Below are 12,730 nucleotides of genomic sequence, written 5' to 3' on the forward strand. Positions count from 1 at the left end.
GCACAGGTATTTTCCTAGAAAATAAATTCTAAGGTATAAATACCTAAATTTATTTTAGTAAATAACTCATCCTCTCTTCTCTCTTTTTTATATGCATATACAAAATGGACGGAATTTTAATAACGATCATTGTTATTACCGCTTTCCTGGTTTATAAGATGATTTCCTCAAGCAGGAAACAGGAGGGGTATAAAAGATGGAAAGCAACAAGCAGTGGTAAGGAAGAAAAGACTACTAAGGTAAAATGGGAACACGGAGCCTGGCTTAGGCATGCTTTGGGGGGAACTGTTCCGAGAGCGCAGTATGTTCAAAAGTTTGATGAATCGGCTGTTGTTTGGTGCGCCAACTTGTTGGGAGTGGAAACGGCACGGTTGAAGGAAATTCTACGGGATGTTTCCGAACATTACCGGGAGTTCTGGATGAGAAAAAGAAAGGGAGGTTATCGGATGATTTCTGCTCCTGACAAAGAATTACAATCTATTCAAACCACTATTAATTCTCGAATATTATCATCTGTGACAATGATTCATCCGGCGGCAGTAGGTTTCCGGAGCGGTCATTCTGTGGTTGATAATGCCAGTCCCCATCTGGGAAAACGGTATGTCTTGAAAATGGATATTCATGATTTTTTCTTTTCGATACGGAGCCGGAGGGTGAAAAAGACATTTGAGAAGATTGGTTATCCGGAAAATGTGTCTAAAGTATTGGGAGTGTTGTGCTGCTTGTACAGGCACTTGCCGCAGGGAGCGCCTACAAGTCCGGCGTTAAGCAATATCGTGGGGTATGAGATGGACAAGAAATTGGCTGCACTGGCAGCGGAATACGGACTGACTTATACTCGCTATGCCGACGACTTGACTTTTTCGGGAGATCTGTTCCCCAAAGAACAAATCATTCCCCGGATTAAACAGATCATCCGTGATGAGAAATTCGAACCGAATCATAAGAAGACCCATTTTATCAATGAGTATGGCAGGAAGATTATTACAGGAGTATCTGTCTCTTCCGGTGCGAAACTGACAATCCCTAAAGCCAGAAAGAGAGAGATCCGGAAGAATGTCTATTTTATCCTGACGAAAGGCTTGGCGGAACATCAGCGCCGGATTGGCTCGAGTGATCCTGTTTATCTGAAACGGCTGATTGGAGAACTTTGTTATTGGCGGTCAATAGAACCGGACAATGCGTATGTATCCGATTCTATTAACCGTTTGAAATATTTGGAGAAAGGGTATTAATCTAATTGGCAATCGTTACCCGTTCATTTTCTATCTTGGCGTAATTCCTTTTCACAGCTTCGCGAATACCTCTTTGCATGGCAGCGTCTATGTTCGATCCCATACGGGCAAAGCCGAACTGTTGTGCGCATGCTTTTATCAAATCTGCCACAGGCAGGCTGATGGAGTCGGTCAATAGTTGCTGGATGGCATTGGCTATTTCTTCAGGTGGTATGTCTGTCGCTTCCCGGTCGGAAACCGGGCGATAGATGGAATAGGAAGCGCATTGCTCTTTGTCGTTCCAGCAGAAGACAAGTCCTTCGTATTCTGTGCGATAGATATTCAATGTGTCGAGTGCTGTTTCTATCTGTGCCTCTACCCGTGTTCCCAAGCGGCTGATTCCCCATTCGGACAGGATTTTCTTACAGAGCAGAGATTTACTGATTGGCGCCTCGCTTTCCATAATCTTCCGTATTTGGGAGAGGAGGATAGAGTAACTGTCCGTAAAGAAAAAGTCTTCCGGTGAATAACTGTATGGGGTAATCTTTGCAAACTTGTACTTTTGTTCTATCCGGTTTTGCGTAGAAAGAACGGAAGCTGCTTGCTTTTCAGGAGCAACAGGCGATGCCTTGAGCACGAATGAAATCTCATTGTTGGTTATCTGTGCCGTCGGTGCAGGTGCTGCCACTTCTGTCGGAGTAGAATTGATTTCGGCTGCTGTCATTGAGCCGATCTTTGAATTCTTTTTCCGGGCGATAGCCTCTTGGATAGTTGCCATTACTTCGTCCGGCTTTTCCCACCAGTCCATTGTCCATATCCGGTAGATGTCCCATCCGAGTGCTTTCAATACATTATTCTGCACAATTTCCCGGTCACGTGCGGTCTTGGTACGTTTGTAGTTTTTTCCGTCGCAGATAATACCTAACTGATAGTTAGAGGTATTTTCGGTGTCGACGATACCTATGTCTATTTTGTATCCGGAGCAACCAATGTCTGTATGCACGGTGTAACCCAATGAGCGCAGTCTGTCGGCAATGATCGTTTCGATGGAGGCTGTTGCTTCCGACAGTTGTCTTGGCACACTGCTGATGGTGCTCCGGGTTCCCTTCTCCGCATATTCGAGGAAACGTTTTAGTCCGGCTACTCCAATAGAAGAAGTCCGGTTCAGGTCGATCATATCCGACCTTAGGGTGGAATAGATAATCATCTCATACCGGGCACGGGAAACGGCTACATTCAATCTTCTTTCGCCGCCTGCCCGGTTCAGTGGTCCGAAATTCATGCTGACGCGCCCTTCTGCATCCGGGCCATAGCCCACAGAGAAGAGAATAACATCGCGTTCGTCTCCCTGTACATTCTCCAGGTTCTTGATAAATAACGGTTCGTCGCATTCCAGCGCAAGAGTTTCCAGTTCGGGGTAAAAGATGAAAAGGTCGGATAATAAGTCTTCTATCAAGGCTTGTTGGACAATGCTGAAAGTGACTACACCGATACTTTTCTTTCTTAATTCCTCGCTTCTCAATCTTCTGGCTATTTCGTCCACCACTGCTTGAGCTTCCGCCCGGTTCTGGCGCGACTTGCCTTTATCATAGTAACCGTTGATGTTGACTATCCTGACTTTCGATTCAATGTTGTCCGGTGAGGGGAAAGTCATCAGTTTGTTATCGTAATATTCGGAGTTGCTGAAAGCGATGAGGCTCTCATGTTTGCTTCGGTAGTGCCATAATAAATATTTGGAAGGGATAGACAGAGCGAGACAGTCGTCAAGGATACTCTCCAAATCTTCCATTTCAATGTTGTCTTCATCAATGGTGTTGACCGAGAAGAAACTGGTAGGAGGCATTTGTTTCGGGTCGCCTACGATAATAACGTTTTTACCCCGTGCAATGGCTCCCACCGCTTCATAAGTAGGCATCTGTGAGGCTTCATCAAAGACAATCAAATCAAATTTATCAGCGTCCGTATCGATGAATTGAGCGACGGAAAGAGGACTCATCAGCATACACGGGCACATACGCGACAACAAAGTGGGGATCTGGTCGAACAGCTTGCGGATGGATATGCCGCGGGCATTGTTGCGGATATTCTTTTGAAGGATACCCACTTCGGAACTTTGGATGGCTTCTTGAGTGAAAGACGGAATGTTGGAGGCCAACCGGGCAAATAATTCTCTTTGGGTCGTTTCTTCGAATTTGGCGGATATTTGTTTGTATTTAGCAATGATGTCATTGAATATCTTGCCGTTGAATAATTCCAGAGTCGGCTCTTTGGCAATGATATACCGGATAGCCGCCTGATAGAAACTCTTGCGGAAGCTGTCTGTAAGTTGGCCGGTAGGAATATTCTTTTCTTTATATTCCGTCGCGATAAATCCTATTCCCAGACTATGCAGGGTTTGGTAGGCTTGTAGCCACTGATACCAGTCCTTGAGCTTGTCGAGGTTCTCTTTCCAGGTTCGGGCTTTTGATAAGGCAATTGTTATCCAGTCGGCTGAATCGGTATAAAGTTCTTCGATCGAGATACCCAGCATGCCGGACAATTTCTTTTCAGTGGCTGTGAGTGTATCTGCGAGTTGATACAGTTCATTGAAAGAATGAGCATGAATATCTCTGAATGTTTGAATTCCTTCAGTGAGTTGTGCGGACAAATTCTGCTTGATTTGCGAAACTTTGGCAATGTCTTTTGCGTAGTTCAACAAATGAGAATGAAGGGAAGCCATGTCGTCGATTATCTGCTCAATGGTGTTCCAATCCTCGTTCTTGCCGGGGCGTCCGAACAGGGAGGGAAGTTGTCCGATGTATTTCCGGACGGCTTCTGCTTCTTCCTGATACCGGATAATGCGGTGGAGCAGAGGTTTGATATCTTCTGTTTCAATCGTTTTTAAAGCATATATGTTGATTGCCTTTCTGATTTTCCGCTGTCCGAAATATCTGGGAAGGAACCATTGACCGGATACCCGGTTCCATTCGGCTAACATCTGCTTTGCGTTGATGGACAGGATTTCTTGGGTGAATCCGGTTTCTATCTCTTTCCTTTGTTCATCCCGTTTCCGTCCGTGAACCACTACTTCCCGGTATTCATTCAGTGTTTCGTTGAGCAATGGCAAAGTCAGCAATCCGGGAGTCAGTTCCGGAATGTCGAGTATTCTCCGGATGATGTGGGAGATTGTCTGGAAATCCTTGCGTGTAGGGTGTATATCCGTATCTTTTAGAAGTATGGAGAATACATCCAGCTTCTGCCGGATGGTGGTCAACAGGTCGATAAATCCGGTGAGCAGTTGGGAGGATTCCTCCTTAACGGCTGATGAATATTCGGTAATCGAGATACCGGTTAATGGATGCTGGTAAGGATGTCCACACGCATTGGCCGTCCGGACTAGCAGCTCGATGGCATCTTCCCATTGGGCAAATGTGTCTTTATCTAATGTATCCAGATAAGCTTGTGGAATATCAAAACAAGATTCGACGTCCACGGATTGATAATGAATAATGGCGTCGTATAATGAAACCCCGAACGGGTATTCTTTATGCAGGGCTTCGATATATTGATTCAATTCCGCCCGTAAATTCAGCAGGCGTTCCGCTTCCTTTCTGAATTCTTCGGGAGGTGTCTGCCTGATAATTTCCGTAGTTTCTTTCAGTTGCGAGATAACGGCGGATTTCTTTGTCTTGTTGGAATGAATTTCCAGACAGAACGGAGCCAGGCCGATAGCTGCCAGCCTGTTTTGCACAACGGAGAGGGCAGCCATCTTTTCCGCTACAAATAAGACACGTTTTCCTTTGTAAAGCGCGTTGGCGATGATATTGGTAATCGTTTGCGATTTTCCTGTTCCCGGAGGGCCGTGCAGGATGAAAGTCTTGTCGTGTACGGCTTCGTAGATAGCTTCCAGTTGCGAAGAATCGGCGATGATGGGTAATACAATGTCTGCGGGCGACACTTGTTTGTCCATATCCGTTGCATCTATTTCCTCTGTGGCAGCTTCCCATTCTATCTTTCCGTTGATGAGGCTGGACACAATCTTGTTCTGAACCAGTTTGTTGGCATTGTTGTGAATGTCATTCCACATGATGAACTTGTTGAAAGAGAAGATACCCAGAATCGCTTGCTCTTCCACGTCCCATTTACGCTGGTTCTTAATGCTGTTGCGGATAATGGAATAGATCAGCTTGACGTTTACGCCGCTTTCGTCGGTAGGCAACGGGTCCAATCCTGATATGGCGATTCCGAAGTTTTGGCGAAGCATTTCCAATAAGGTGATGTTCATCATTGTTTCTTCTTCCCGGGAACGGATTACGTAACCTTTGGCTGCCGATTTACGGATAATTTCAACCGGTAATAGCAAGATGGGGGCATAGCGTGGACGTTCGCTGGAGGGTGTCTCGTACCATTTCAAAAGTCCGAGAGCCAGATAGAGCGTGTTGGCTCCATTCTCTTCGATAGAAGTACGCGAAGAGCGGTATAAGTGAGTCAGTGCCTTACCTAAATCGTTTTCGGGCAGATAGAAACGTAACCTTTTCTGTGAAAGTTCCGAGTTGATGAAACCAACCATGGGATCAGACTCTGGTATGGAGGAATAAATCCCGAAGTCCATCGCCGGACTTTCCCAATCGGCAGGGCGGTGAAGAATGCGGAATTCTTCTCCGTCGGCCAATGCATCTTCCAGACAGGATAGATTAGCCGGGATGAGTTGGAGCGTGTTTTTGGTAATCCGGATATTCAGCAGATTGTTGCGCAGGCTTAAATCCAGCAACCGTCTTTCCCATAACAGTTGTTTGGTAATCACGGCCTGGGTTTCATTGCCCGATAAATCATACGGATTGATACTTTGCGGAGTGGCATGAACGGCACTTCTTTGAATGTCAGTCTCCTTTTCTTCTACTTCCCATACCTGCCCGTGCAGAATGCGTTGGGGGATGGGGCGGATGCCCGAATGTCTCGCTCTTTTCACATCTATGGCAAGAATGAAACTGTTTCCATCCGTCAGCTTTCCGTTCGCTTTCTTCACTGCATCGTCGAAATCGGACGAATGTCCCATGTTCATGCAGGTCGTTTCAACTAAAGTAATGTCGTATATTCCTTCGGTAGTCCGTTTGGTTAACAGGGAAACATCGTCAATGGTAGGATCCGGGAAAGTCTCCGGCACTAGCCAGGCTCCAGCAAAAGCATGCCCTTGAGTGATGATAATGAGAGCATTCAGCCCGATTGCTTCCAGGCAGGAAGCATAGAGCAAAGCCATATCCAGACAGGTTCCCAGTTTTTGTGCCATCACGGAGTCGGCTAGCCGTACACGTTGCCCATATTCCTCGAAGCTGGCGGGGATGGTGCTGTATATAATCTGTTGTTCCGTGATAGCCGTGTAGATGGCGGCCATCTGTTTCCTTACCCGGTCCGGAGTGCGGCTTTGATATTCGTCGAGGGACGGATTGTCAGTCCATTGTCCCAAGATGGAAGCGGCTCTCTTGATGATCGGCACAATGGCTGTATGATTGGGGGTGATGAAAGCGGCCAGCATTTCGGGCAATACATTGAGCCCTCCCCATTGGTCGTATGCCAGAATGTCGATAGGGTAGGTTTGGCAGAATACGGATTCTGCTTCGGAAGTAATTTCAATTTTCAGATTGCCGGATAAACGTTCGGTCAGCTGTGTGAAATAGTTGGCGGACAAAGTGAGATTGAATGACGACAGGCATATCGATTCATTGGGCGGAATCTGTGCCACAGCTATCGGAGCAGCGTTTCCGAAAGTCGGTTCTGTCGTGATTTGTACCTGAATGTCCTTCAGCGGGGCAGGCGTTGTATTCTCAATAGAAAGCTGATGAATGATTGATGCACCGTTTTGTTGTATCGCAAAATTAATAAGCGGTAAATAGTCGCATTGCACCTTGACTTTGTCCAATCTCTCGTCCATGGCAAAAACTGTATAAATTAAAGATTGCAATATTACAAAAAATACGGATATAATTCTCTTTTCTTCTGCCATTCTTTTGTCAATCAAGAAAATATTCCTACCTTTGCGCCCGATTTATAGATAATATAATGTCTTATTTAATTAAAGTATTAAACAATTTATTTATTAATGGAAAACTTAAAGAACGTAGCTCCTATTGAAGATTTCAACTGGGATGCTTATGAAAATGGCGAAACAGTAACCAACGTTAGCCACGATGAACTGGAAAAAGCTTACGACGGTACGCTTAACAAAGTGAACGACCGTGAGGTTGTTGACGGAACCGTAATCGCAATGAACAAGCGTGAAGTAGTTGTGAACATCGGTTACAAATCAGACGGTATCATCCCATTGAATGAGTTCCGTTACAATCCGGATCTGAAGATCGGTGATACAGTAGAAGTATACATCGAAAATCAGGAAGACAAAAAAGGACAGCTCGTTCTGTCACACAGAAAAGCCCGCGCTACTCGTTCTTGGGATCGCGTTAACGCTGCTCTGGAAAATGAAGAAATTATCAAGGGTTACATCAAGTGCCGCACTAAGGGTGGTATGATCGTAGACGTATTCGGAATCGAAGCATTCTTGCCGGGTTCTCAGATCGACGTTAAACCGATCCGCGACTATGATGTATTCGTTGGCAAAACAATGGAATTCAAAGTGGTTAAAATCAACCAGGAATTCAAAAACGTTGTTGTATCTCACAAGGCTCTTATCGAAGCTGAACTGGAACAACAGAAGAAAGAAATTATCGGTAAACTTGAAAAAGGACAGGTTCTTGAAGGAACTGTTAAAAATATCACATCTTACGGTGTATTCATCGACCTTGGTGGCGTAGATGGTTTGATCCACATCACTGACCTTTCTTGGGGACGTGTTAGCGATCCGAAAGAAGTGGTTGAACTGGATCAGAAGCTCAACGTTGTTATCCTTGACTTCGATGACGAAAAGAAACGTATCGCTCTTGGCTTGAAACAACTGACTCCGCACCCATGGGATGCGCTTGACACTGACTTGAAGGTAGGTGACAAGGTGAAAGGTAAAGTGGTTGTTATGGCTGACTACGGTGCATTCATCGAAATCGCTCCGGGCGTAGAAGGTTTGATCCACGTTTCAGAAATGTCTTGGAGCCAACACCTGCGTTCTGCACAAGATTTCATGAAGGTAGGCGACGAAGTAGAAGCTGTTGTGCTGACACTTGACCGCGAAGAACGTAAGATGTCTTTGGGTATCAAACAACTGAAACAAGATCCATGGGAAACTATCGAAGAAAAGTATCCTGTAGGTTCTAAGCATACTGCAAAAGTTCGTAACTTCACTAACTTCGGTGTATTCGTAGAAATCGAAGAAGGTGTTGACGGCTTGATCCACATCTCTGACCTTTCTTGGACTAAGAAAGTAAAACACCCATCAGAATTTACTCAGATTGGTGCTGACATCGAAGTTCAGGTATTGGAAATCGACAAAGAAAACCGTCGTTTGAGCCTTGGCCACAAACAACTCGAAGAAAATCCTTGGGATGTATTCGAAACTGTGTTCACCGTAGGTTCTGTACACGAAGGTACAATCATCGAAATGTTGGATAAGGGTGCTGTTGTAGCTCTTCCTTACGGTGTAGAAGGTTTCGCAACTCCGAAACACCTTGTAAAAGAAGACGGTTCACAAGCACAGTTGGATGAGAAACTTGAATTCAAAGTGATCGAGTTCAACAAAGACGCTAAGAGAATCATCCTGTCTCACAGCCGTATCTTCGAAGATGTAGCTAAGGCTGAAGAAAGAGCAGAAAAGAAAGCTGCTTCTGGTGCTAAGAAGTCATCTTCTAGCAACAAGAGAGAAGATTCTCCGATGATCCAGAACCAGGCTGCTTCAACTACGCTGGGCGATATCGACGCTCTTGCTGCATTGAAAGAACAGTTGGAAGGAAAGAAATAATCTGAATAGAATATTTTCCAATGAAAGGCGCTCCCGTTTGGGGGCGCTTTTTTTTGTTTATCTATGCTTGTCTGCGTACATCTATATAATCTATGGTGAAATATTTTCGTTTCCTTTGCAAGATTGAATATGAAATACTTTATCTTTGCATACCATGGAAAAATTCGAGTTACATATATTGGGATGCGGCTCCGCTTTGCCTACCACGCGACATTTTGCGACCTCTCAAGTCGTGAATTTGCGTGAAAAGCTTTTTATGATTGATTGTGGTGAAGGGGCACAGATGCAGCTACGCCGTTCCCGGCTGAAATTTTCCCGGTTGAACCATATCTTTATCTCTCATTTACATGGTGACCACTGTTTCGGATTACCGGGATTGATCTCTACATTCGGATTATTGGGGAGAACTGCCGATTTGCATATCCATTCTCCACGGGGGTTAGAAGAATTGTTTGCACCGATGCTCGCTTTCTTTTGCAAGACTCTGACCTACAAAGTATTCTTTCACGAATTCGAAACGAAGGAGCCGATGCTCATTTACGATGACCGTTCGGTGACTGTGACGACGATTCCCTTGAAACACCGTATTCCCTGTTGTGGTTTCCTTTTTGAAGAAAAACAGCGTCCTAATCATATCATCAGAGACATGGTAGACTTTTATAAAGTCCCGGTCTATGAACTGAACCGCATCAAGAACGGAGCGGATTTTGTAACTCCCGAGGGAGAAGTAATACCCAATTTACGTTTAACCCGCCCTTCGGCTCCGGCGCGTAAATATGCTTATTGTTCCGATACAATCTATCGTCCGTCCCTTGTTGAACAAATTAAAAATGTAGATTTGCTTTTCCATGAGGCCACCTTTGCACAGACCGAGCAGGCACGCGCCAAGGAAACTTATCATACCACTGCTGCACAAGCTGCGCAGCTTGCTTTGGACGCCAATGTGAGACAACTGGTGATCGGACATTTTTCCGCCCGTTATGAAGATGAATCTGTCTTACTTCATGAAGCGTCCGCCATTTTTCCACAAACCATTTTAGCAAAAGAAAATTTGTGTATTGACGTTGATGGAGGGACTGTCTATGAAAAGTAGTCGACTGCTCTGGGGAGTAATCATCCTGCTCTTCGGTTGCCTGGCAGCCTGTAAAAAAGAGAAACCTCAATCTCCGATACCGGATTCTTTGTCTTCCCTCCGGGAACTGTTCCATCCTGCTTATCAAATAAATGCAGACAGCATTCATCAGATGATTCGTATTTGCCTGAACGAAAATCCGGTAACTCCCTGGGATTCGGTTTTGCTGGCACATTATCAGGAAAAGGATGAATTCTTTTGGCTGAACGATTCTCTCATATCCGATAAACCTGCCGTACAGGTGGCGGACTCGATGTTATTCTGGTTAGGAAACATTTCGCAACATGGAGTTAATCCGAACCTGTATCCTGTTGATAGCATCCGTGAGGAATTGCAACAGATACGAACCTTGAATCTGCGCGAAGGGAAGACGATGAACCGTCTGTTGGCAGACGTGGAATATCAGTTGACAGCCGCCTATCTCTCGTATGTGTGTCAATTGAAGTTTGGATTCCTGCCTTCGGAGCGCAGATGGAATGATTCAATCGACCACATTCCTTTGAAACAATGTGATGTGAAGTTTGCGATGGCTGCTCTCGACTCTTTGCGTGCAAATCCTAACACCGCTTTTCGTAGGGCGCAACCCTCTTCTCCGCTTTATCATAAGATGCAGGAAGAGCTGGTTCGTGTGAATGGCTGGGGAGTGACAGATACTACGGATTATTATCGCGACCGTCTATTGGTAAACATGGAGCGGGCACGTTGGCAATATGCATTGGATAAAGGACAGAAATATGTGATAGCCAATGTGGCGGCATTTATGTTGCAGGCTGTCAACGAAGAAACAGACTCTATTCTGGAGATGCGTATTTGTGTAGGGACTGTGAAGAATAAAACTCCTCTATTGTCAAGCAGGATTTATTATATGGAACTGAATCCCTATTGGAATGTGCCTCAAAGCATAATCCGGAAAGAGATTATCCCTACTTACCGCAGAGATACGACGTATTTTACCCGTAACCGCATGAAGGTATACGATAAGAATGGTACGCAGGTAGATCCACACAGTATTAAATGGGCGAAGTATGCAGGAAGTGGTGTGCCTTATACGGTGAAGCAGGATAACAAAACCGGGAACTCGTTGGGACGTATCATCTTCCGTTTTCCCAATCCTCATTCCGTATATCTGCATGATACTCCGTCACGGTGGGCTTTTACACGGAATAATCGTGCGGTGAGCCACGGTTGCGTCCGTCTTCAAAAAGCACTCGACTTCGCGTTCTTCCTGTTGAAAGAGCCGGATGAATTGTTGGAAGACCGTATTCGTATTGCAATGGATATCAAGCCGGTGAGCGAAGAGGGAAAGAAGCTGCCCATCAGTGCGGCTTATCGTGAATTGAAACATTATAGTTTGGAACAATATATACCTTTATTTATAGATTATCAGACGATTTATCTGTCTGCCGATAATAATTTGAGGTATTGTGAGGACATTTATAAATATGATCCGTCCTTACTAGAGGCGATGAATAACCTGAATTTGAAACCATAAATAAACATACAGATACGAGAGATTATGATCCCTTATAACGAACGCGAAGTTCTGAAACTCCTTCAGGAGGAGAGTACACAGCGGAAAGGATTTGAAATGATTGTGGGGCAATATAGCGAGCAATTGTATTGGCAAATCCGCCGGATGGTACTGTCGCATGAGGATGCGAACGATCTCCTGCAAAACACTTTCATCAAGGCATGGACGAATATCGATTATTTCCGTGCCGAGGCGAAGCTGTCGACCTGGCTCTATCGCATCGCGCTGAATGAGTGTCTTACCTTTCTGAATAAGCAGCGTGCCATGACTACCGTGGATATTGACGATCCCGAAGCAGTAGTTGTGCAAAAGCTGGAAAGTGACGCCTACTTCTCGGGCGACAAGATACAGATGTGCTTGCAAAAAGCCTTGCAGACTTTGCCCGAAAAGCAGCGTATGGTGTTCAACCTGAAATACTATCAGGAAATGAAGTACGAAGAGATGTCGGAAATCTTCGGCACGTCGGTCGGTGCACTGAAAGCATCTTATCATCATGCGGTGAAGAAAATTGAGAAGTTTTTAGAAGAAATAGATTAAACCTTTTAAATGAGACACTGTCTAATGAAAAGAGAGGAGAAAAACGTATGAAAGAAGAAGATATTTTATTGAAGAAGCTTGGAAAGGAAAATTCCTTCAAAGTGCCCGATGGTTACTTTGAGAACCTGACTTCGGAGGTAATGAATAAACTTCCTGAAAAAGAGAAAGTTGCTTTTAAGGAAGAGCCTGTCAGCACATGGACAAGACTGAAACCATTGCTCTATATGGCAGCTATGTTTGTAGGGGCGGCCTTGATTATCCGGGTGGCGTCAACAGACCATAAACCTGCTACAGCAGATGATGTAGCGGTGACAGAAGTGGATACTGAAGTAGTCGTATCTGACGAAATGATTGATGTAGCAGTGGATCGTGCCATGCTGGATGATTATTCGTTATATGTTTATTTGAGTGACGCAAGTGTAGAATGATTTATAAAA

7 protein-coding genes are annotated in these 12,730 nt (G+C 44.9%); 6 read left to right on the top strand and 1 reads right to left on the bottom strand.

Translation table 11 applies throughout. From position 1 onward, the window contains the following. Positions 1-104 precede the first annotated feature (104 nt). Complete coding sequence (locus H8796_RS12265) at positions 105-1,235, top strand: retron St85 family RNA-directed DNA polymerase (RefSeq protein WP_117937254.1); 1,131 nt, start codon at positions 105-107, stop codon at positions 1,233-1,235. A gap of 1 nt (position 1,236) precedes the next feature. Here the strand turns inward: H8796_RS12265 and H8796_RS12270 are convergent, their stop codons facing one another. Beyond that, positions 1,237-7,194, bottom strand: a complete 5,958-nt coding sequence (locus H8796_RS12270) for a DUF3320 domain-containing protein (protein ID WP_117937256.1) — start codon at positions 7,192-7,194, stop codon at positions 1,237-1,239. A 96-nt stretch (positions 7,195-7,290) separates the two neighbouring features. Here H8796_RS12270 and rpsA point away from each other — a divergent pair, with 96 nt between their 5' ends. From rpsA to H8796_RS12295, 5 genes are all read left to right on the top strand, one after another. Next, complete coding sequence (gene rpsA / locus H8796_RS12275) at positions 7,291-9,093, top strand: 30S ribosomal protein S1 (RefSeq protein WP_004301842.1); 1,803 nt, start codon at positions 7,291-7,293, stop codon at positions 9,091-9,093. A 154-nt stretch (positions 9,094-9,247) separates the two neighbouring features. Beyond that, the gene (locus H8796_RS12280; RefSeq protein WP_117610895.1) at positions 9,248-10,186 is read left to right on the top strand and encodes a ribonuclease Z; all 939 of its coding nucleotides are present in this window, start codon (positions 9,248-9,250) and stop codon (positions 10,184-10,186) included. After that, on the top strand, positions 10,176-11,717 hold the full coding sequence (locus tag H8796_RS12285) for a L,D-transpeptidase family protein (RefSeq protein ID WP_233530381.1): 1,542 nt from the start codon (positions 10,176-10,178) through the stop codon (positions 11,715-11,717). The genes H8796_RS12280 and H8796_RS12285 overlap by 11 nt, the downstream gene beginning before the upstream one ends. A 24-nt stretch (positions 11,718-11,741) precedes the next feature. Further along, positions 11,742-12,293 carry an RNA polymerase sigma factor gene (locus tag H8796_RS12290; protein WP_004304634.1) on the top strand — a complete coding sequence of 184 codons (552 nt, stop codon included), beginning with the start codon at positions 11,742-11,744 and terminating at the stop codon, positions 12,291-12,293. A 47-nt stretch (positions 12,294-12,340) separates the two neighbouring features. Beyond that, entirely contained in the window at positions 12,341-12,721 is a 381-nt protein-coding gene (locus H8796_RS12295) for a hypothetical protein (protein WP_032852890.1), read from the top strand. The last annotated feature ends 9 nt before the right edge of the window (positions 12,722-12,730 follow it).

The sequence above is a fragment of the Bacteroides sp. M10 genome (assembly GCF_014334015.1).
Taxonomy (GTDB): Bacteria; Bacteroidota; Bacteroidia; order Bacteroidales; family Bacteroidaceae; genus Bacteroides; species Bacteroides intestinigallinarum.